This is a genomic window from Streptomyces sp. NPDC002232, assembly GCF_042890295.1.
Lineage (GTDB): Bacteria > Actinomycetota > Actinomycetes > Streptomycetales > Streptomycetaceae > Streptomyces.
In genome coordinates this window covers 71,174-91,327 of the sequence record NZ_JBIARV010000008.1, presented here as the reverse complement: position 1 = coordinate 91,327, position 20,154 = coordinate 71,174, and the positions used below count along the sequence as shown (strand labels likewise).

Here is a 20,154-nt window from a genome sequence, read left to right as displayed (position 1 = left end):
CAACGGACCCGTGCCCTGCCGGCGCCAGAGGCTCCTGCGCCTGGACCCGCACCGATTCGTGCCCGTCACTTGTGGTGCGGGCCGGGGCGCAGAACGCGGAGGCGCCGCTCAGCGCGCCGTCCCGTGTGCCCACCCGTCCCGCCCCAGCGGGACGATTGCCCACACGGGCAACGGGCGAGCGCCCACACGGACGTGGGCGACGGCCCGCACAGGGCGGCGCGGGCACACGGCGCGCGGGGCGAAGGCCCGCACGGGCGCGGCCCGCTCCGGGCGCGGGCCCCGCGGTGGCGGGCCGGGCTACGTGCCCGAGGACTGTCGCATGCGGGTCGTGCGGTGGACCGGGTCCGTGTCGATGCGGGGGATCACGTGCTCCCCGATCAGCCTGATCGAGTTCATCGTGTCCTCGTACGAGATCCCGATCGGGAGCCCGAAGGACAGCTGGTCCGCCCCCGCCTGCTCCCACCGCTCGCACTGGGCGAGGACCTCCGACGGGTCGCCGCAGATCATCAGCTCCTCCTGGATGAGGAGTTCGATGATCTCGGCCGAGTACTCGGGGAGGAGCTCGGGCCACTCGGGGATGCCCTCCGGCCGGGGGAAGGTGTCGTGGTAGCGGAAGAGCAGGGACTGGAGGTAGTTCAGTCCGCCGCCGACCGCGATCTCGACGGCCTTCTCGTGCGTCTCGGCGCAGATCGCGGTCGAGGTCACCATGACGTTGTCGTTGACGAAGTCGCCGACCGCCTTGGCCTCCTTGATCGCGTTCTTGTAGGACTCGACGACCCACTCCATGTCGGAGACCTTCTGGACGCTGAAGCCGAGGACGCCGAGGCCCATCTTCCCGGCCATGGCGTACGAGGAGGGGGAGCCGGCCGCGTACCACATGGCCGGGTGGGACTTCCCGTACGGCTTGGGGAGGACCTTGCGGGGCGGCAGCGACCAGTGCTTGCCCTGGAAGCCGGGGTACTCGTCCTGGAGCCACATCTTGGGGAACTCGGCGATGGTCTCCTCCCAGATCTCCTTCGTGTGGTTCATGTCGGTGATGCCCGGCATGAACCCGAGGATCTCGTGGGAGCCCGCGCCGCGCCCGGAGCCGAACTCGAAGCGGCCGCCGGAGAGGTGGTCGAGCATGGCGACCTTCTCGGCGACCTTCACGGGGTGGTTGACGGGGGCGAGGGGGTTGAAGATGCCGGAGCCGAGGTGGATCCGCTCGGTGGCGTGGGCGAGGTAGCCCAGGTAGACGTCGTTGGCGGAGAGGTGGGAGTACTCCTCCAGGAAGTGGTGCTCGGAGGCCCAGGCGTACTTGAAGCCGGACCGGTCCGCCTGGATGACGTACTCGGTCTCCTCCATGAGGGCCTTGTGCTCGGCTTCGGGATCGGTCTCGGCGCGCTTGCCGACGTATCCCTGTACGAAGATCCCGAATTCCAAGGGGGTTCACCGTCCTCGTCTGATCTGACGATCCGTCAGATTTCTTGATGGCCCGACTCTCGCACCGCCGCACAGGTGCGTCAATACCTGACACTGCGTCAGAAAAGGCTGACGCCCGCCAGCCACCCGCCGTCGATGACGAACGGCTGGCCCGTGATGTACGCCGAGTCCTCCCCGGTCAGGAAGAGCGCGAGCGCCGCCACCTCCTCCGGCCGGCCGATCCGCCCGAGCGGCACGAGCTTGCGGTACAGCTCGGCCGTGGCGGCCGGGTCGACGCCCTCCGGATTGCTCATGGCGGTGTCGATGGCGCCCGGACAGACCGCGTTCACCCGGATGCCCTTCCCCGCCAGCTCCAGGGCCGCGACCCTGGTGAGCCCCAGGACCGCGTGCTTCGTCGCCGCGTAGGCGCCGACCCCGGCCATGCCGGTGATCCCCGTGTACGAGGCGGTGTTGACGATCGTCCCGCCGCCGGCCGCCGCGATCTCGGGCGCGACCGTGCGGATGCCCAGGAAGCAGCCGGTCTGGTTCACCGACACGATCGCCCGGAACTCCTCCAGCGGCGTCGAGACCAGCTCGTTGAAGCGGAGGATGCCCGCGTTGTTGACGAGCCCGTCGATCCTCCCGAACCGCTCCGTGGCGGCCGCCACGGCCGCCGTCCAGTCGTCCTCGCTGGTCACGTCCAGGTGGACGTACGCCGCCCGGTCCGCCCCCAGCTCCTTGGCCAGCGCCTCCCCCGCGTCGTCCAGGACGTCCCCGAGGACCACCCTGGCCCCCTCCGCGGCGAACAGCCGCGCCTCCTGCTCGCCCTGCCCGCGCGCCGCTCCGGTGACGAGGACGACCCGCCCGTCGAGCTTGCCCATGTCCGTACTCCCTAGAGGTCTACAGGTGGGGGGCGACCTCCGTGCCGAAGGCCGCCATCTGGTCGGTGAGCTCGGCACGGCTCCGGGACCGGAACCGGACCTGGATCTGGTGCACGCCCATCTCCCCGTACGCGCGCAGCGAGGCGGCGAGCTCCTCGGGGCGGCCGCTCAGGGTGCGGCGGCCGACCTCCCAGCCGGGCGGGCCGACGTACAGCGCCTCGGTGATCGCGCCGACCGTGAACGGCTCGGCGATCCCGGCCTCCGCGCGGATCCGGAGCAGCTTCCCGATCTGCTCGGCGAGCCGGGGGCGCGGGTCCCCCTGCGGCAGCCAGCCGTCACCCTTGAGCGCGGCCCGGCGCACGGCCGCCGGCGAGGAACCGCCCACCCAGAGCGGCACCCGCTGCTGCGCGGGCCGGGGCAGCTGCCCGAGGTCCTTGAAGGCGAACCGCTCCCCCAGGTGCTCGGGGTACTCCTCGGGCCCGAGGGCCGCCCGCAGCGCGTCGACCGTCTCGTCGAGCACGGCGCCCCGGCGGGCGAAGTCCACTCCGAGCGCCTCGAACTCCTCCTGGACGTGCCCGGCGCCGACCCCGAGGACCAGCCGGCCGCCGGAGAGGTGGTCGAGCGTCGCGTACGCCTTGGCCGTGACGAGTGGGTGGCGCAGGCCGACGACGGCGACGTGCGAGAGGAGCCGGACCCGCTCGGTGGCGGCGGCGAGGAAGGAGAGCGTGGCGACCGGGTCGTACCAGACGGTGCTCATCGGTCCGGCCAGCCGGCGCGGGATGGCGACGTGGTCGCAGCTCGCGAGGTAGTCGAAGCCGTGCGCCTCGGCGGCCCTCGCCACGGCCAGCAGGTCCGCCGGACCGGCGGCGGCCTCCCAGGCCTCGGCGTAGAGGGTGCTCTGCGACTGGACCGGCAGCTGCATGCCGTAGACCACCATGGGAACCCCTAATCTGACGGACCGTCACTTCTGTCGGGCAGGCCCATGCTCGTACCTGACGATCCATCAGGCAAGGGGTCGGGGAGTCCCGGTGCGCGACGCACCCCCGCCCGGGCGGCGGGGAGCCGTCCGGGCGGGGGCGCGTGCGGTGCGGAAGGGTCGGGTCAGGTGCTGTCCGCCGCTCCGGCCGCCCGCGCGTGGCGCACCACGGCCGTGCCGGCCAGACAGACGATGCCCACGGCGCTGAGCAGCGCCAGCGCCTTCGCCCAGGCGAAGGTGGTGCCGAGGCTGCCGGCCATCAGGTCGACGGTGCGGGCGCCCGCGACGCCGTGGAGCGCGATGACGAAGACGGCGACACCGGCCGCCGCGGCCCAGGCGATCAGGGTGTCCCGGGCCGCCAGCCACAGCCCGCAGGCCAGGCAGAGCACGGTGACGACCACGGACAGCGCCTGCGCGTCACCGCCGGAGCGCAGGCCGTCGAGGTCCGTCGGCAGGTGGACGAGGCCGGACGCGAAGAGCGCGAGGGCCGCAGGCCAGCGCAGCACGGACCGCAGCGCGGGCGAGGTGGTGTGACTGCCCGGTCCCGCGGCCAGGGCGCCGTCCAGCGGGGACCTGCGGCCCTTCGCCGCGCCCCGGCCCCGGCGCGGGGCGGTGGCGGGCGGCGCGGCACCCTCGGGTGCGGACGTCCGCGCCGGGCCGTCGCCCCCGTCCGGGGCGGGCTGCCAGTCGCTGCTGTCGGCACCGAGGATGCCGACGAGCCGGACCACGTCCTCGACCGGGCGGCCCACCGCCGCGGCGCGCAGCGTGGTCTCGGCCTGGTGGAGGTCGTACCCGGAGGCGTTCAACAGGGCCAGCAGCTGGCGCACTTCCTCCAGCGGCCGGGTGACGGCCGCCGCGCGGAGCGCCACGTCGGCGGGGCTGGAGAGCTCGCCGGTCTCCTGGAGGCGGGCCACGAGCGTGGCGACCTCCTCCACGGGGCGCTCGGTGGCCGCCGTCCGCAACAGCGTGCGGACCGCCTCGTCACCGGACTCCTCGGGGACGTCCTCGTCGGCGGGGGGCTCCGGGGCGGCGTACGGCTCCGCGTCGACCGGGACCTCCGGGGCGGCGTACGGCCCGACTTCGGCCGGGGGCTCCGCCTCGACCGTCGGTGGGCGCTCGGGGACCGGCGCCGCGGGGGCCGTCGGTGGGTGCTCGGGGCGGGGGTGGGCGGCGGGCACCGGTGACGAGGAGACGACCGGCACGCGGGACAGACCCGGGCGGAGCTCTGTGGATGCTGCTGCTTCTGCGGATTCGGGGGCTTCGGTGAAGGTCGGGGAGGCGTCGGTCGCTTCGGGGCGTTCTATGTCGTCGTCCGCGTGAGGGCGGTGCGGGAGGTCGGGGGTCATGTCACAGGCTCCGTTCGTGGGCACCCCCTCGGGGGGCTGCCCACTGGCTGTCTCGTGATGTGCAAGAAACGCACACTTGAGTACTATTTGCGCGCAGTCCATGACGCTCCGCCATCAGAGCGCGGCCTCATTGGGCCATTGCGGCGACGAGCAGCCCGAACCGGCGCGCGGCCGGGCCCTTTCGGGCGGATCCGGCCGCGCGCCGCCCGGCCGGTGCTACGGCCGCCAGAGCCCCTCCGGGGTCAGCCCCAGGAGGTCGATCGCGTTGCCCCGCACGATCCGCTCGACGACGTCCGGGGGCAGGTGTCCCATCTGGGCCTCGCCGACCTCCTTCGACCGGGGCCAGGTCGAGTCCGAGTGCGGGTAGTCCGTCTCGTACAGGACGTTCCCCGCCCCGATCGCGTCGAGGTTCCGCAGCCCGAAGGCGTCGTCGAAGAAGCAGCCGAAGACGTGCTCGGCGAAGAGCTCGGACGGCGGGCGGGTGACCTTGTCGGCGACGCCGCCCCAGGCCCGGTTCTCCTCCCAGACCACGTTCGCGCGCTCCAGGATGTACGGGATCCACCCGATCTGCCCCTCGGCGTACATGATTTTCAGATTCGGAAAGCGCTCGAACTTGCCGCTCATCAGCCAGTCGACCATCGAGAAGCAGCAGTTCGCGAAGGTGATGGTGGAGCCGACGGCCGGAGGGGCGTCGGCCGAGGTGGACGGCATGCGGCTGGAGGAGCCGATGTGCATGGCGATGACCGTGCCGGTCTCGTCGCAGGCGCGGAAGAAGGGGTCCCAGTGGTCCGTGTGGACCGAGGGGAGCCCGAGGTGCGGCGGGATCTCCGAGAAGGCGACGGCCCGGACCCCGCGCGCGGCGTTGCGCCGGACCTCGGCGGCGGCGAGCTCCGGGTCCCAGAGCGGGATGAGGGTGAGCGGGATCAGCCGCCCGTGCGCCTCGGGCCCGCACCACTCCTCGACCGTCCAGTCGTTGTAGGCGCGGACGCAGAGCAGCCCGAGCTCGCGGTCGGCCGCCTCCGTGAAGGTCTGGCCGCAGAAGCGGGGGAAGGTGGGGAAGCAGAGCGCGGACTGGACGTGGTTGACGTCCATGTCGGCGAGCCGGTCGGGGACGGAGTGGGAGCCGGGCCGCATCTGCTCGTAGGTGATGACTTCGAGGCGTATCTCGTCCCGGTCGTAGCCGACGGCGGTGTCGAGCCGGGTGAGGGGCCGGTGCAGGTCCTCGTAGACCCACCAGTCGCCGATCGGGCCCTCGTCCCCCTTGGCGCCCATGACCGGCGCGAACCTGCCCCCGAGGAAGGTCATTTCCCTGAGCGGGGCGCGGACGATCCGGGGGCCGGTGTCGTGGTACCGGGACGGGAGCCGGTCCCGCCAGACGTGCGGGGGCTCCACGGTGTGGTCGTCCACCGAGATGATCTTCGGGAAGGTCTCCATGGCTTTCACGGTAGCGCCGATCTGACGACCCGTCAGCTAGTGCGGTCCAGAACGGCCCGTGTTACGGCCTCGCAACGGCCGACCCGATGCTGACGGAGTCCCTCCGGACAAGGCAGACTGTCCAGGGCGAAACCAGCGGCAGGGGCAGGGGGAGCGATGGACCGTGAGAACGGGCCGCGAGTTCCGGCGCGGTTCCCGGGCGGGAACGACGCCACGACCGAACCCGCTGTGCCCGCACAGCGGAACGGCCGGACGACGGCCGCCGGCGGTGCCGGCGAGCGGCCGGCGGACACCGACGACACCGCGGCGAAGGCCTCCGCCGAGCCGTCCGCCGACGGCGGACTGCGCTTCGGCGTGCTCGGCCCCGTCCGCGCCTGGCGCGACGGCGAGCCCGTCCCCACCGGCTCCCCGCAGCAGCGCGCCCTGCTCGCCGCGCTGCTCCTGCGCGGCGGCCGCACCGCCACCGCGCACGAACTGATCGACGCGCTCTGGGGCGAGGAGCCCCCCTCCCAGGCGCTCGCCGCGGTCCGCACGTACGCCTCCCGGCTCCGCAAGGCCCTCGACCCGAAGGTCCTGGTCAGCGAGTCCGGCGGCTACGCGCTGCGGACCGCCGCGCTGGACGTGACCGCCGCCCAGGAACTGGCCGCCGAGGCGGACCGGCTCCGCGCCGCCGGGGACCGCGCGGCCGCGCGGGAGCGGCTCGCCGAGGCGCTGGACCTGTGGGACGGCGAGGTGCTGGCGTCCGTGCCGGGCCCGTACGCCGAGACGCAGCGGACCCGCCTGGAGGAATGGCGGATCACCCTCCTGGAGACCCGCCTGGACATCGACCTGGAGGTCGGCGCGCACGCGGAGGCCGTCTCCGAACTGACCGCGCTCACCGCCGCGCACCCCCTGCGGGAGCGCCTGCGCGAACTCCTCATGCTGGCGCTCTACCGCAGCGGACGGCAGGCGGAGGCGCTCGCCGTGTACGCGGACACCCGCCGGCTCCTCGCGGACGAGCTGGGCGTCGACCCGACCCCGGAGCTCTCCCGCCTCCAGCAGCGCATCCTCCAGGCCGACGCGGAACTGGCCCGCCCGGTCGAGGAGCCGGTGCCGGCGGCGGCGCCGGTCGCCCGCCCGGCCCAGCTCCCGGCGACGGTCCCGGACTTCACCGGCCGCGCCGCCTTCGTACGGGAACTGGGCGCGCGGCTCGCCACCGCCGAGGGCCACGTCATGGCGGTCTCGGCGCTCGCGGGCATCGGCGGCGTCGGCAAGACCACGCTCGCGGTGCACGTCGCGCACGAGGCCCGGCCGCACTTCCCGGACGGCCAGCTGTACGTGGACCTCCAGGGCGCGGGGAGCGGCGCCGCCGCGCCGGAGACGGTCCTCGGCTCCTTCCTGCGGGCGCTCGGCACGGCGGACACGGCCATCCCGGACTCGCTGGAGGACCGGGCCGCGCTGTACCGCTCCACGCTGGACGGCCGCCGGGTCCTGGTCCTCCTGGACAACGCCCGCGACGCGGCCCAGATCCGCCCGCTCCTGCCCGGCACGGCGGGCTGCGCGGCGCTGGTGACCAGCCGCATCCGCATGGTCGACCTGGCCGGGGCGCACCTGGTGGACCTGGACGTCATGTCTCCCGAGGAGGCGCTCCAGCTGTTCACGCGGATCGTGGGCGAGGAGCGGGTCCGGTCGGAGCGCGAGGCGGCCCTCGACGTGGTGGCGGCCTGCGGCTTCCTCCCGCTGGCGATCCGCATCGCGGCCTCCCGGCTGGCGGCCCGGCGCACCTGGACGGTCTCGGTCCTGGCGGCGAAGCTCGCGGACGAGCGCCGCCGGCTCGACGAGCTCCAGGCGGGCGACCTGGCGGTGAAGGCCACCTTCGAACTCGGCTACGGCCAGCTGGAGCCGGCCCAGGCCCGCGCCTTCCGCCTGCTGGGTCTGGCGGACGGCCCGGACATCTCGCTGGCGGCCGCGGCGGCGGTCCTGGACCTGTCGCTGTGGGACGCGGAGGACCTGCTGGAGGCGCTGGTCGACACCTCGCTCCTGGAGTCGGCGGCGCCGGGCCGCTACCGGTACCACGATCTGGTCCGTCTCTACGCGCGCGCGTGCGCGGACCGGGACGAGCAGCCCCCGTCGGAGAAGGAGGCGGCGCTCTCCCGGCTCCTTGACTTCTACCTGTCGACGGCGGCCGGGGTGTACGCGATCGAGCGGCCCGGCGACCGGCTGGTCGACCATCTGGAGCCGACGGCGTACGAGGGCCTCACCTTCACCGACCGGCACGCGGCCCAGGACTGGCTGTACGCGGAGGCGAACGGCCTCCTGGCCACGGTCCGCCAGTCGGCCGCGTCCCCGATCACCCTCCGCCGGGGCGTGGACCTGCTGTGGGCGTCCCTGGACCTGGCGGAATCGGGCGCGAACTCCCGCGAGTACGAGACGGTGGCGACGGTCCTGCGGGAGGCGGCGCAGGGGGCGGCGGACTTCCGCGCGGAGGGCCGCGCGGCGCTGACCCTGGCGTACGTCCAGCATGTGGCGGGGCGTTTCGACCAGGCCGACGGCCACGCCCACGAGTCGATGGACCTCGCCTCCACGACGGGCGACGACCTTCCGCTGTGCTGGGCGGCCAACGCCCTCGGCATCATGGCGCTCTACCAGGGGCGCAACGCCGACGGGGAACGCTTCCTCACCCAGGCCACGGAGTCGTTCCGCGCCTGTGACGACGCCGCCGGCGAGGCCAGCGCCCTGTGCAATCTCTCCCGGATCCACCTGGCCATGGGACAGACCGACATCGCGGTCGAACTGGCCCAGCGGGGCAGCGACATGTACGACGCCATGGGGCACGCCCTGAAGGGCGCGAACGGCCGGTACGCGCTGGGGCTCGCGCTGACGCAGAGCGGGCAGCTGGTCGAGGCCGCCGGACGGCTCACCGAGGCCCTGGAGGTGTTCCAGGACAGCAGGCAGCGCCTCTGGGAGGGCATGTCGCTCTTCCGGATCGCCGAAGTGGACATCGCCGCCCGTCGTTTCGCCCAGGCCGCGTCGAACTCCGAGACGGCCCTGGTCGTCCTCAGGGGGGTGGGCGGCGAGTGGCGGCGCGGACAGGTCCTCGTCGTGCTGGGGCGCGCGCTGTCCGGCATCGGGCAGCACGGCCGGGCGCGGGTCTGCTGGCGGGAGGCGCTCGACATCTTCGTGGAGCTGGGCTCGCCGGAGGAGTCCGAGGTGCGCGCGCTGCTGCTGGAGACCGCCGCCGCCTGACCGTTGAGCTGCCCGTTCATCGTTCGTTTATGACCGTGCGGCAGTCTTCACTCATCGATCCGCCGCGTCGGGGGGCAGACGGGTCGATGGATTGGCCGTCACACCGTCGCACTAGGGTGAACGGCTCCGAGTGGGCCCTCCGGCTGTCCACGGGGGAACGGCAGGCAGGGCCCACTCGCCCCATCCGAAGTCATCACGGGAGTTGATCAACATGGCCGACCTGGACCCGACCACCCCCATCGCGAAGCCGACGAACATGCACGCCACCGGCGAGGACATCGTCAGCAAGAACATGCACGCGACGGACGCTCCGCTCGCCGACTCGGTGGCCGCGAAGCTCGGCATCAACGGCAACATGCACGCCACCACGGAGCCGATCGACGGCAGCGGCGGCACGGCCACCACGGACAACATGCACGCCACCACGGAGCCGGCCAAGTAGACCACTCCCGACGGGGAACGGCCACGGCGGCGACTTCGGGGGAGTCGCCGGGGCCGCCCGGGAAGGTCCGGTCGACGGGGGAGCACACGGGCTCGGGGGACGCCCGACGGAACCAGGGGGGATCCGTCCGGGCAGGGCCCGTGCGCAACGCGATCGGACCACCGCGACTGGAGGGGCCGGGCATCCGCCCGGCCCCTCCAGTCGCTTCGGTGCGCGGCGGGACCGTCCGTTTCGTGCGCGCGGTCCCGCTCCACCTGTACGCATCTCCCCGCCTCCACGGAAAGTTGGACATGACCCGCACGAAGCGCTTCCTCATCGGCGCCCTCCTCGCCGCCGCAGCCCTCGCCGTCGCCGCGGTCGTCGCCTCTCCGGCACCGGCCGACCCGTACGTCACCGGGGCTCCGCCCACGAAGGACGTCCCGGCCACGGACCTCGGCACGGACAACATCCACGCGACCTGACCGCCGCCACGACGGGCGCGGGGAGGCGTGGCACCTGACGCGCCTCCCCGCGCCGTCACGTCGTCGCCGCCCGCTCCCTCAGCTCCCCCTTCACCACCTTCCCGCTCGCGTTCCTCGGGAGTTCCGGGACGAACTCGACCTCCCTCGGGACCTTGTAGTTCGCCATCTCCCGGCGGGACCAGGCGATCAGGTCGTCCGCCGTGACCCGCGCGCCCGCCCGCCGCACGGCGTACGCCTTGCCGACCTCGCCCAGGCGCGGGTCCGGGATCCCGATGACGGCGACGTCCGCGATGTCCGGGTGCAGGCCGAGGAGCTGCTCGATCTCGGCCGGGTAGGCGTTGAAGCCGCCCACGATGAACATGTCCTTCAGGCGGTCGGTGATCCGGAGGTTCCCCGCCTCGTCCAGGACGCCGATGTCGCCCGTGCGCAGCCAGCCGTCCGCGTCGATCGCCGCCGCCGTCGCGGCCTCGTCCTCGAAGTAGCCGCGCATGACGTGGTGGCCGCGGACCAGGACCTCGCCGGAGGCGGAGAGCCGGACCTCGGTGCCGGGGATCGGGCGGCCCGAGGTGGTGGCGACGGTCTCGTCGGGGTCGTCGCGGCGGCACATGGTGACGACGCCGCTCGCCTCGGAGAGGCCGTACGCGGTGAGGACCGTGCCCACGCCCAGCTCGTCGCGCAGGCGCTCGACGAGCCGCAGCGGGACCACGGCCGCGCCGGTGACGACGAGGCGGAGGGTGGAGAGTCCGGCGGCGGGGCGGGAGGGGTGGTCCAGGAGGGACTGGTGGAGGGTGGGCGGGCCGGGGAGGACGGTGATGCGTTCGGCGGCGATGTTGGCGAGGACGGTGTCCACGGTGAAGACGGACTGCGGGACGATCACCGCGCCCCGCATGAGGCAGGCGAGGATGCCGGCCTTGTAGCCGAAGGTGTGGAAGAAGGGGTTGACCACCAGGTAGCGGTCGCCCTCCGCGAGCCCGGCGAGCTCGGACCAGATCGCGTAGCAGCGCAGGGACTGGGCGTGGCTGATGACCGCACCCTTGGGGCGGCCGGTGGTGCCCGAGGTGTAGATGATGTCGGAGGGGGCCGCAGGGTCGATCCCGTCGGCCCGGGCGCGGACGCGGGCGGCCGGGACGCCGTCGCCGGCCGCGAGGAAGGCCTTCCAGGTGGTCCACTCTGCCTCGTCGGGCGCGGTGTCGCCGAGGACCACGACCCTCTCCAGGTGCGGGAGCGGGATCCCGGAGCGGCGCAGCGAGGCCACGTACGAGGTGCCGAGGAAGGTGCCGGTGACGAAGAGCAGCCGGGCCCGGGAGCGCCGGAGGACGTCGGCGGCCTCGGTGCCCTTGAAGCGGGTGTTGAGGGGGACGAGGACGGCTCCGGCGGTGACCGCGCCGAGGGCGGAGACGATCCAGTCGAGGGTGTTGGGGGCCCAGACCGCGACCCGGTCCCCGGCCCGTATGCCGGTGGCGAGACAGGCGGCGGCCGCCCGCTCGACGCGTTCGCCGAGTTCGGCGTAGGTGACGCGGACGCGGCCGTCGACGACGGCCTCCCTCGGCCCGTGGCGCTCGGCCGCCGCCCGTACGAGCCCGGGGATCGTGCCCCACTCCAGGTCGCCGCGCAGGTCCATACCCAACCTCCCTGTAGCTGACTATCCGTCAGATTAGTTGTAGCCTGACGCGCTGTCAGCAGTGCTGCCCCATGAGGAGGTTCGGTGCTCAAGGACGCCACGGCCATCGTCGGCATAGGACAGACCGCCTTCGCGAAACAGCTCCCCGAGACGGAGAAGACCCTGGCCTGCCGGGCGATCCTCGCCGCTCTCGACGACGCCGGCATCGACCCCTCCGAGGTCGACGCCTTCGCCTCGTACACGATGGAGGAGACCGACGAGGTCGAGGTGGCCAAGGCCATCGGAGCCGGGGACGTCACCTTCTTCAGCAAGGTCGGCTACGGCGGGGGCGGGTCCTGCGCCACCGTCGGCCACCTCGCCGCCGCGATCGCCACCGGGCAGGCGAGCGTCGGCGTCGCCTGGCGCTCCAGGAAGCGCGGCTCCGGGCCCCGCCCCTGGAAGAACACCGCCGTCCAGCTGCCCACCCCCGGCCAGTGGACCCGCCCCTTCGGGCTGCTGCGCCCCGCCGACGAGATCGGCATGCTCACCCGCCGGTACATGCACGAGTACGGCGCCACCCGCGACCACCTCTTCAACGTGGCCCTGGCCTGCCGCAACCGCGCCAACCAGAACCCCGCCGCGATCATGTACGAGCGGCCGCTGACCCGCGAGATGTACATGACCGCCCGCTGGATCAGCGAGCCGCTCTGCCTCTTCGACAACTGCCTGGAGACCGACGGCGCCCTGGCCTGCGTCATCGTCGGCGCCGCGCGCGCCCGCGACTGCCGCCGCAGGCCCGTCTACGTGCACGCCGCCGCGCAGGGCCTGCCCAGCCAGCACCACGGCATGGTCAACTACTGGAACGACGACCCGCTGTCCGGTCCCGCCTGGACCGCCGCCCGCCACCTCTGGAAGCAGGCCGACTTCGGCCCCGAGGACGTCGACGTCGCCCAGATCTACGACGCCTTCACCCCGCTCGTCCCGCTCTCCCTGGAGGGCTACGGCTTCTGCGGGCGCGGCGAGGGCGGCGCCTTCACCGAGGGCGGCGCCCTGGAGATCGGCGGCCGGCTGCCGCTCAACACCGGCGGCGGCGGGCTCTCCGAGGCGTACGTCCACGGCTTCAACCTCATCAACGAGGGCGTGAAGCAGCTCCGCGGCACCTCCACCGCCCAGGTCCCCGACGCCGCCACCTGCCTGGTCACGGCGGGCGAGGGCGTCCCCACATCGGCGATCCTCCTCAGGAGCTGACATGCTGAACCCCGTCATCGACGAAGACGGCGCCCCCTTCTGGGAGTTCACCGCCCGGGGCGAACTCCGGATCCAGGCCTGCGCCGCCTGCGGCGAGCTCCGCTTCCCGCCCCGCCCCTGCTGCCCGCGCTGCCGGTCCTTCGACAGCGAGTGGCGGCTCATGTCGGGGCGCGGCCGGATCTGGTCGTACGTCCTGCCCCACCCGCCGCTCCTGCCCGACTACGCCGCCCAGGCCCCGTACAACGCGGTGCTCGTCGAGCTCGCCGACGCCCCCCGGATCCGCCTCGCCGGGAACGTCGTGGCGGACGCGGACGCGCCCCTGAACTCGGTCGATCCGGCCCGGCTGCGCATCGGCGCCCCGGTGCGGATCGCCTTCACCGAGATCGACGGCGTCTCCGTCCCGCGCTGGCTCCTGGAGCGCGCGTGAGCATCCGCGTCGAGCGCGACAAGGAGACCGGCGTCGCCGTCGTCACCCTCGACCGGGCGGCGAAGCACAACGCGATCACCCTGGAGATGGCCCGCGGACTCGCCTCCGTCTGGAAGGGCTTCCGGTACGAGGACGAGGTCCGGGCGGTCGTCGTCACCGGGGCCGGCGGGCGGGCCTTCTGCACCGGGATCGACCGCGAGGACGCCGGGCGGATCCCGCAGCCCTCGTCCCCGTACACGATCGACGACCCCCTCCTCACCCTCGGCCCCAAGGCCAACGACCTGTGGAAACCGGTGATCGCCGCGGTCGAGGGCCTGGCCTGCGGCGGGGCCTTCTACCTGCTCGGCGAGGCGGAGTTCGTGGTCGCGGGCGAGGGCGCCGCCTTCTTCGACCCGCACACCACCTACGGGATGGTCAGCGCCTTCGAGACCATCCACATGGCGCGGAGGATGCCCTACGGGGAGGTCGCCCGGATGGCCCTCATGGGCAGCGCCGAGCGGATCTCCGCCCGGCGCGCGTACGAGACGGGACTGGTCTCCGAGCTGACCCCGGCGGGCGGGGCGCTCGACGCCGCCCGGGCGGCCGCCGCCGTCATCGCCTCCCACCCGACCGAGGCCGTCCAGGGGACGGTGCGGGCCCTGTGGTCGGTCGACGGCGCCGCCCGCGCCCAGGCCTTCGCCCACGCCCCGCACCTGGTGACGCTCGGCAACCTCCCGGCGGACCGGCAGACCGAGCTGTTCACCCGGAGGGGCGGCGGGCACCGGCTCCGGTAGCGGAGGCGGCCGGAGTTCGCGGGGACCACCGGCGGCCGGCCGGTGGGCACCGCTACTTCTTCCGCACGTCGTACACCCAGCAGTCCCGGACCGACGAGACGGCCTTCGGGTTCCTCATCGCGACCTCGAAGGTCTTCTTCTCGTAGGCCCCGACGGTGACGAGGGCCGTCTTCGAGTCGACCGCCGAACCCGTCGCCCCCTTGAACTCCAGGGTCACCTCGTACGTGCCCTCCACGGCGTCGTGCGAGGTGATCCGCAGGGTCGACGTGGTGTCCGCCTTCCGGGCGGGCCGGCCCGCGCGCTTCTTCCGGGCGGGCTTCACGCAGTCGACGACGACGACCTCGACCTGTGCCGACGTGGGCGAAGGACTGGCGGAGGGGGTGGAGCCGCCCGACCCGCTGTAGTCGTCGTTGCTCTTCTCGTCGCTGGAGCAGCCGCCGCCCGAATCGTCATCGTCGTCGTCGTGCGAACCGGAGTGGCTCCGGCTCTTGCCGCTCTTGCCCTTCCCGCCGCCGCTGCCGTGGCCGCCCTTCCCGGTGTGGAACCCCGTCAGCGCGAGGACCACCACCGTGAGCGTCGCCGCGAGCTTCAGACGCGTCCGTACCATCGCCGCACCCTCGTCCTGTCTGTCGTGTCCGCGCCACAGTAGCGCCGTCCCCGCGCCGCATGGCGGGCCCCCCTCACCCGGCGTAGCGTCGGGAGCGAGAGCCGGACCGCCGAGGAGGCCGCATCGATGATCCGCAACGTCGTCGGATCCGTCCTGGCTCTCGCCGGAGCGACGGCCGCCGTCTGGAGCCCCTTCCGTGCCTGGTACGACGGCCGTCACGGGCGTGACTACGCCATCGGGGAACTCTTCACCGGCATCACCGACGCCAAGGCGGACCTCGCGGGCTCGATCCTGCTGCCCTTCGCCTTCGCCGCGCTCCTCACCCTCGTCGGCGTCGTGCTCCGCTCCCGCCCGCTCGTCGCCCTCGCCGGGCTCGTCGTCCTCGGCTTCACCGTGCTGTGGATGGTGCGGGTCGGCCAGGCCGAGGGCAGCCTCGCGGTCGGCCCGGACGGCGCCGGGCTCGGCGACGGCGTCGCGAACGCCCTGGGCGGCGGGGTCCTGCTGCTCCTCGGCGCGCTCGTGATGTCGGGGCGCCACCCGCGCCGCCACCGGGTGGACGTGCCGCCCGGGCCCCACCGTCCGGCACCGGAACCGGCCCCGGAGCCCCCTCCCGCGGACGCCCCGTGGGCGGAGACCCGGACCTACGACGTGCCGGACGGGCCGCCGGCGCGGGACCCGGAAGGGAAGAACCCGCCGCCCGGGAGCTAGCCCGGGAGCGGCGGGTTCGTCGTGCGGCGGGGCCGGCTACGAGCGGGCCGCTCCCCGGTTGCCGGTCGCCGTGCCCTTGACCGCGTCCAGCGCGTACACGCAGCGGTCCTTGCTGCACGCGTACACGACACCGCCCTTCGCCACCGGCGAGCCGGTGATCTCGCCGCCGGTCGCGAGCTTCCAGCGGAGCTGACCGCCGGTCGCGTCCAGGGTGTACAGGACGTGGTCGGCCGAGCCGAAGTGCACCCGGCCGTCCGCGACGACCGGGGAGCCGACCAGTTCGCCGCCCGCCGCGAACCGCCACCGGGGGGTGCCGGTCACCGCGTCGAGCGTGTAGAGCGCGCTGCCGCTGCCCACGTGGACGTTGCCGTCGGCGACGAGCACCGGCTCGGCGGACTGGCGCGGCTCGGTCGCGATCCGCCAGCGGTCCTGCCCGGTGGTCGCGTCGAGCGCGTACACCGTGCCGAGGTGGTCCGACAGGTACACCCCGCCGCCGGTGACCGCCGGTCCCGGCGCGAACGCGGGCGGGGACAGGAACACGGCCGGCGCCTCGAAGTGCCAGCGGACGTGCCCGCCCGCGATGTCGATCGACAGCACCCGGGTGCCGGCGGAGACGTAGACGCAGCCGTCCTCGGCCGGGGCCACCCGGACCGGCACGTTCGCGCAGGAGGCGGCGTCCCCGATCGGGTACGACCAGCGCTCCACGCCCGTACGGGCGTCGAGCGCCTGGAGCCGGGCGTCCCGCCACACGTACACGGTGTCGCCGTGCACGGCGGGCCCCGCCTCCGGGGTCTCGAAGTCGGTCTGGGCCCCGGTCACCTCCCACAGCTTGGCGCCGTTGGAGGCCTCCCAGCCCTGCACCCCGCCGCCGCGCGTACCGGTGACGACCGTGCCCCGGTCGACCTGGAGGGAGTACACCCAGGCGTCCGTGCGCAGCCGCCAGCGCTCGCTGCCGTCGGTGGCGTCGAGGGCGTACAGCGTGGGCCCGTCGGAGGCGTGGATACGGCCCGCGGCCACGGCCATCGACCAGGCCACGTCCCGGGTCTTGAACTGGCGCCGGCCGCTCCCCGTGTCCAGGGCGTGCACCTCGAAGGAGGTCACGTACAGCAGGTCGCCGTCGACGACCGGGGTGCCCCAGACGTCGTTCGACATGCGGAAGCGCCAGGGCCGCCAGTGGCCGGGCTCCGGCGGGGGCTGCGGCGCCGCCTGGTCGGCGCCCTGCGGGGGCACCGCGCGGGAGCCGGGCCGCGGTGCCTGCTCGGCACCGTGCGGGCCGCCGCCGGGCGGGCGGATCCAGCCGGTCGCGGGACCCGCGTCGGCACCCCGGCCGACGGCGAGCGCCGCCCGGGTGTCGGCGACCCGGGGCCCGGGGCCGATCGGCACGGTCGCGCCGCCGAGCCGCACCGGACCGCCCGTGCTCGCGGCGGGACCGGCGTGCCGGCCGCCGACGGGCGCCGGGTCCGGAGCGTGCTCCGGCCGCTCCGGGGCGCGGTCCGGGAAGCGCGGGTCCTGGCGCGGGCCCGGCGGGTCCGCCGGGGGACGCGGCGGCGCGACCGGCGCGGCCGGCCTGCGGCCGCCGCCGCGGCGCCGCTCGATCATGGCGGTGGCGCTCTGCGGCAGCCACGCGGACGCCGTGCCGCTGTCGTCGCTGCCGGGCCCGAAGAGGTGCGGGGCGAGCTGCGCCTGGAGGTCGGCCGGGGTGGGCCTGCGGGTGACGTCCATCTGCATGCAGGACTCGATGAGGGGCCGCAGCTCCTCCGGGAGGCCCTCCAGGTCCGGGCCCTCCCGCAGCAGCATGAAGACCGTCTCGACCGGGTTGGCGCCGTGGTAGGGCGCGTGGCCGGTGGCGGCGAAGACCAGCATCGAGCCCAGCGAGAAGACGTCGCTGGCGCCGGTGACGCTGCGCGAGTCGCGGGCCTGCTCGGGCGACATGTAGGCGGGGGTGCCGACGGCGACGTTGGTCATGGTCAGGCGCGTGTTGGAGACGCCCGACGCGATGCCGAAGTCGATCACCCGGGGACCGTCCTCGACGACGAGGACGTTCGAGGGCTTGAGGTCGCGGTGGACCAGGCCCGCGCCGTGGATGGACTGCAACGCCTCGGCGACGCCCGCGGCGAACCAGCGGACGGCCTGGGCCGGGAGCGGCCCGCACTCGTTCACTATCTCTTCGAGGGAGGGCGCCGGGACGTAGGCGGTGGCCAGCCAGGGCACGGCGGCCCGCGGGTCGGCGTCGACGACGGCCGCCGTGTAGAAGCCGGAGACCGCCCGGGCGGCCTCCACCTCCCGGGTGAAGCGGACCCGGAACAGCTGGTCCTCCGCGAGCTCCGTGCGCACGGTCTTGATCGCCACGCGCCGGCCCGAGGCCGAGCGCGCGAGATAGACCAGGCCCATTCCGCCCGCGCCGAGCCGGCCCAGCACCTCGAAGGGCCCGATACGTCTCGGGTCGTGCTGCGTCAGCTGTTCCACTTGCCTGCCACCTCCCCGTACGGGCCATGAGGGTACGGCCCCGTGGCCCCTGATTCTTCCTGTCCGGAGGCCCGGTTGCGAACCCGGGGGCGGATCGGGGTGTCACACCTCGTACGGGGGTGCTGCGGTACGGGGGGTACCGGCCGGTACAGCGGGGGACGGATCAGTCCACAGGGGGCGGATTCGGTGCCGCCAGGACGGCGAACCGGGCGCCCTGGTCGTCGTGGAGGACGGCGACGCGGCCGTGCGGGGTGTCGACGGCCGGGGTGGCGACCCGGCCGCCGAGCCGGACCGCGGTCTCGCAGGCCTCGTCGCAGTCCGCGACGGCGAAGTGGACCAGGACGTGGCCGGGCATCTCGGCGGGGAAGGCGTCGGTGATGACGGCCCGCCCGGCGAAGGCGCTGTCGTCGCCGGGCCGGGAGCCGGGCGGGGACCAGACGCGGTAGTCGAAGCCCGCGCCCTCCCGCTGGGCGTCGGCCTGGCGGCCGAGGTAGCCGAAGACGGTGGCGTAGAAGGTGTCGACGGCGTCCGGGCGGCGCGTGTGGACCTCCATCCAGCGGAAGGCGCCGGGTTCGTCCGTGACCTCGAAGCCGTCGTCGTCGCCGTCCTGGCGGAGGCCGAAGACCGCGCCGCCGGGGTCGGCGGCGAGCGCATAGACCCCGAAGGGGCCGACGGGGTAGGGGTCCATGACCATCTGCCCGCCGGCGGCCCTGATCCGGGCGGCGAGGGTGCCGGCGTCGGCGGTGGCGAGGTAGAGGGTCCATGTGGTGGGCATGCGCCCGTCGCGCTTGGGCACGAGCCCGGCGGCCCGGCGGCCGTCGAGGAGGGCCTCGTCGCGGTCGGGGTCGAAGGTCCAGCCGAAGAGCTCGCCGTAGAAGCGCTTGCCCGCTTCCAGGTCGGGGAGCTGTGCGTCCACCCAGCAGGGGGTGCCCTCGGTGCGTACGGCCATGCGTCCACGCTAGGGCGGCGGGGGCGGCCCCGCACGCCCCGGAATGCGAACAAAGTGGCGATTCATCCGGGCGGAACCCTTGCGGCGCCTGAGTTGTCCACCGAAGTTGTCCACAGGCTGTTCATAAGCCTATTCGAGTGCGGGACTCCCCCGGCCGGCCCCGGCGGCCGCCCGCCCGCTCATGACACTGGCTCGATACCGCCCCTCCCCCTCCACCACGCACCCGCGCCGACCTCGCAGAACGGGCTCGCACCCCATTTGCAGTCGGCCGAATCGCGCGCCGACCCCCCCTCGGTAAGCTGACGGCATGACAGGACAAGTACGCACCGTCGACGGCCGCGTGGCCGGACGACGCGGCCAGGCGACGCGGCAGAAGCTGCTCGACTGCCTCGGTGAGATGCTCAGCTCCTCGCCCTACCGGGACGTCAAGGTCATCGATGTGGCCCGGAAGGCGGGTACTTCACCCGCGACGTTCTATCAGTACTTCCCGGACGTCGAGGGAGCGGTCCTCGAGATCGCGGAGGAAATGGCCAAGGAGGGCGCCGCGTTGACCGAGCTGGTCTCCGGCCGCTCTTGGGTCGGCAAGGCAGGCTGGCAGACCTCGGAGGACCTCGTCGAGGGCTTCCTGGACTTCTGGCGGAAGCACGACGCGATCCTGCGGGTCGTGGACCTCGGCGCCGCCGAGGGCGACAAGCGGTTCTACAAGATCCGCATGAAGATCCTGAACTCGGTCACCAACTCCCTCACGGACGCGGTGAAGGAGCTCCAGGCCAAGGGCAAGGTCGACAAGGACGTCAGCCCCGCCGCGATGGCCGGCTCCCTGGTGGCGATGCTGGCCTCGGTCGCGGGACACCAGAAGGGCTTCCAGACCTGGGGCGTCAAGCAGGCCGAACTCAAGCCGAACCTGGCCCTGTTGGTGCATCTGGGCATCACCGGCAAGAAGCCGACCAGATAGCTCCGCCCCGCCCCTTCACCCGTCCTGTCGCCGACGCCGGCGGCGGCCCGCCCCCACGGACCGCCGTCGGCGTCGCCGTGTCCGGGGGCGGGGGGCCGTTCCCGGGGTGAGGGCCCCTTTCCGGGGTCGGGCGCGCGTCCGGGGGCCGGGCCGCGTGTCCGGGGGCCGGGAGCCCGGCTCCGGGGCCGGGCCCGGCCGCCGCCGCAGGGGCCGCCCGGACCGCCGCCGCACGGGCCCGTCCCCCGACGCCCGGAT

Annotated in this window: 17 protein-coding genes; 8 read left to right on the top strand and 9 right to left on the bottom strand. The window is 73.9% G+C overall.

Features of this window, described 5'->3' with window-relative positions; all coding sequences use genetic code 11:
* Positions 1–297: 297 nt before the first annotated feature.
* The 5 genes from ACFYXU_RS34295 to ACFYXU_RS34275 all read right to left on the bottom strand — a co-directional run bounded on the left by ACFYXU_RS34295 (position 298) and on the right by ACFYXU_RS34275 (position 6,038).
* The gene (locus ACFYXU_RS34295) at positions 298–1,422 is read right to left on the bottom strand and encodes an LLM class flavin-dependent oxidoreductase (protein WP_361394550.1); all 1,125 of its coding nucleotides are present in this window, start codon (positions 1,420–1,422) and stop codon (positions 298–300) included.
* Positions 1,423–1,520: 98 nt separating this feature from the next.
* Positions 1,521–2,282: an SDR family NAD(P)-dependent oxidoreductase gene (locus ACFYXU_RS34290; protein WP_376511833.1), complete on the bottom strand. Its 762-nt coding sequence runs from the start codon at positions 2,280–2,282 to the stop codon at positions 1,521–1,523.
* A gap of 19 nt (positions 2,283–2,301) precedes the next feature.
* Positions 2,302–3,219: an LLM class F420-dependent oxidoreductase gene (locus ACFYXU_RS34285; RefSeq protein WP_376511831.1), complete on the bottom strand. Its 918-nt coding sequence runs from the start codon at positions 3,217–3,219 to the stop codon at positions 2,302–2,304.
* A gap of 164 nt (positions 3,220–3,383) precedes the next feature.
* Entirely contained in the window at positions 3,384–4,604 is a 1,221-nt protein-coding gene (locus ACFYXU_RS34280) for a hypothetical protein (protein ID WP_389461513.1), read from the bottom strand.
* Between the two features lie 216 nt (positions 4,605–4,820).
* Positions 4,821–6,038, bottom strand: coding sequence for an amidohydrolase family protein (locus ACFYXU_RS34275; protein WP_389461511.1), 1,218 nt, complete (start codon positions 6,036–6,038; stop codon positions 4,821–4,823).
* 156 nt (positions 6,039–6,194) lie between these two features.
* Between ACFYXU_RS34275 and ACFYXU_RS34270 the strand changes: the two genes are divergently transcribed.
* The 3 genes from ACFYXU_RS34270 (at position 6,195) to ACFYXU_RS34260 (ending at position 10,166) form a co-directional block, all read left to right on the top strand.
* Positions 6,195–9,263, top strand: coding sequence for a BTAD domain-containing putative transcriptional regulator (locus ACFYXU_RS34270; RefSeq protein ID WP_389461509.1), 3,069 nt, complete (start codon positions 6,195–6,197; stop codon positions 9,261–9,263).
* Positions 9,264–9,474: 211 nt separating this feature from the next.
* Positions 9,475–9,705 carry a hypothetical protein gene (locus tag ACFYXU_RS34265; protein WP_376511823.1) on the top strand — a complete coding sequence of 77 codons (231 nt, stop codon included), beginning with the start codon at positions 9,475–9,477 and terminating at the stop codon, positions 9,703–9,705.
* A gap of 290 nt (positions 9,706–9,995) precedes the next feature.
* Entirely contained in the window at positions 9,996–10,166 is a 171-nt protein-coding gene (locus ACFYXU_RS34260) for a hypothetical protein (protein ID WP_389408864.1), read from the top strand.
* A 55-nt stretch (positions 10,167–10,221) separates the two neighbouring features.
* On the opposite strand, the gene ACFYXU_RS34255 is transcribed toward ACFYXU_RS34260, so the two are convergent.
* Positions 10,222–11,787 carry a FadD3 family acyl-CoA ligase gene (locus ACFYXU_RS34255; RefSeq protein WP_376511820.1) on the bottom strand — a complete coding sequence of 522 codons (1,566 nt, stop codon included), beginning with the start codon at positions 11,785–11,787 and terminating at the stop codon, positions 10,222–10,224.
* An 84-nt stretch (positions 11,788–11,871) separates the two neighbouring features.
* Here ACFYXU_RS34255 and ACFYXU_RS34250 point away from each other — a divergent pair, with 84 nt between their 5' ends.
* Genes ACFYXU_RS34250 through ACFYXU_RS34240 form a run of 3 tightly spaced genes read left to right on the top strand, consistent with a single transcriptional unit; the run spans position 11,872 to position 14,214 of the window.
* Positions 11,872–13,014, top strand: coding sequence for a lipid-transfer protein (locus tag ACFYXU_RS34250; protein WP_389461507.1), 1,143 nt, complete (start codon positions 11,872–11,874; stop codon positions 13,012–13,014).
* Position 13,015: 1 nt separating this feature from the next.
* Complete coding sequence (locus tag ACFYXU_RS34245; RefSeq protein WP_376511817.1) at positions 13,016–13,441, top strand: Zn-ribbon domain-containing OB-fold protein; 426 nt, start codon at positions 13,016–13,018, stop codon at positions 13,439–13,441.
* Entirely contained in the window at positions 13,438–14,214 is a 777-nt protein-coding gene (locus tag ACFYXU_RS34240) for an enoyl-CoA hydratase/isomerase family protein (RefSeq protein ID WP_389461505.1), read from the top strand. Before ACFYXU_RS34245 ends, ACFYXU_RS34240 begins: the two co-directional genes overlap by 4 nt.
* A 52-nt stretch (positions 14,215–14,266) precedes the next feature.
* Here ACFYXU_RS34240 and ACFYXU_RS34235 read toward each other — a convergent pair whose 3' ends face one another.
* Complete coding sequence (locus tag ACFYXU_RS34235; protein ID WP_389408866.1) at positions 14,267–14,821, bottom strand: hypothetical protein; 555 nt, start codon at positions 14,819–14,821, stop codon at positions 14,267–14,269.
* 126 nt (positions 14,822–14,947) lie between these two features.
* Here ACFYXU_RS34235 and ACFYXU_RS34230 point away from each other — a divergent pair, with 126 nt between their 5' ends.
* Positions 14,948–15,529, top strand: coding sequence for a hypothetical protein (locus ACFYXU_RS34230; RefSeq protein ID WP_389461503.1), 582 nt, complete (start codon positions 14,948–14,950; stop codon positions 15,527–15,529).
* Between the two features lie 36 nt (positions 15,530–15,565).
* Here ACFYXU_RS34230 and ACFYXU_RS34225 read toward each other — a convergent pair whose 3' ends face one another.
* On the bottom strand, positions 15,566–17,995 hold the full coding sequence (locus tag ACFYXU_RS34225) for a PQQ-binding-like beta-propeller repeat protein (protein ID WP_389461501.1): 2,430 nt from the start codon (positions 17,993–17,995) through the stop codon (positions 15,566–15,568).
* A gap of 163 nt (positions 17,996–18,158) precedes the next feature.
* The gene (locus tag ACFYXU_RS34220; protein WP_376511810.1) at positions 18,159–18,944 is read right to left on the bottom strand and encodes a VOC family protein; all 786 of its coding nucleotides are present in this window, start codon (positions 18,942–18,944) and stop codon (positions 18,159–18,161) included.
* A gap of 307 nt (positions 18,945–19,251) precedes the next feature.
* On the opposite strand from ACFYXU_RS34220, the gene ACFYXU_RS34215 reads away from it, so the two are divergent.
* The gene (locus tag ACFYXU_RS34215; RefSeq protein WP_329853105.1) at positions 19,252–19,899 is read left to right on the top strand and encodes a TetR family transcriptional regulator; all 648 of its coding nucleotides are present in this window, start codon (positions 19,252–19,254) and stop codon (positions 19,897–19,899) included.
* Positions 19,900–20,154: the final 255 nt, after the last annotated feature.

Bases quoted from the DNA above. Each gene is read 5' to 3' on its own strand.
- ACFYXU_RS34260 (WP_389408864.1), top strand. From the start codon at position 9,996: ATGACCCGCACGAAGCGCTTCCTCATCGGCGCCCTCCTCGCCGCCGCA.
- ACFYXU_RS34230 (WP_389461503.1), top strand. From the start codon at position 14,948: ATGATCCGCAACGTCGTCGGATCCGTCCTGGCTCTCGCCGGAGCGACG.
- ACFYXU_RS34245 (WP_376511817.1), top strand. From the start codon at position 13,016: ATGCTGAACCCCGTCATCGACGAAGACGGCGCCCCCTTCTGGGAGTTC.
- ACFYXU_RS34275 (WP_389461511.1), bottom strand. From the start codon at position 6,038: ATGGAGACCTTCCCGAAGATCATCTCGGTGGACGACCACACCGTGGAG.
- ACFYXU_RS34290 (WP_376511833.1), bottom strand. From the start codon at position 2,282: ATGGGCAAGCTCGACGGGCGGGTCGTCCTCGTCACCGGAGCGGCGCGC.
- ACFYXU_RS34215 (WP_329853105.1), top strand. From the start codon at position 19,252: ATGACAGGACAAGTACGCACCGTCGACGGCCGCGTGGCCGGACGACGC.
- ACFYXU_RS34270 (WP_389461509.1), top strand. From the start codon at position 6,195: ATGGACCGTGAGAACGGGCCGCGAGTTCCGGCGCGGTTCCCGGGCGGG.
- ACFYXU_RS34285 (WP_376511831.1), bottom strand. From the start codon at position 3,219: ATGGTGGTCTACGGCATGCAGCTGCCGGTCCAGTCGCAGAGCACCCTC.
- ACFYXU_RS34220 (WP_376511810.1), bottom strand. From the start codon at position 18,944: ATGGCCGTACGCACCGAGGGCACCCCCTGCTGGGTGGACGCACAGCTC.
- ACFYXU_RS34235 (WP_389408866.1), bottom strand. From the start codon at position 14,821: ATGGTACGGACGCGTCTGAAGCTCGCGGCGACGCTCACGGTGGTGGTC.
- ACFYXU_RS34280 (WP_389461513.1), bottom strand. From the start codon at position 4,604: ATGACCCCCGACCTCCCGCACCGCCCTCACGCGGACGACGACATAGAA.
- ACFYXU_RS34265 (WP_376511823.1), top strand. From the start codon at position 9,475: ATGGCCGACCTGGACCCGACCACCCCCATCGCGAAGCCGACGAACATG.
- ACFYXU_RS34255 (WP_376511820.1), bottom strand. From the start codon at position 11,787: ATGGACCTGCGCGGCGACCTGGAGTGGGGCACGATCCCCGGGCTCGTA.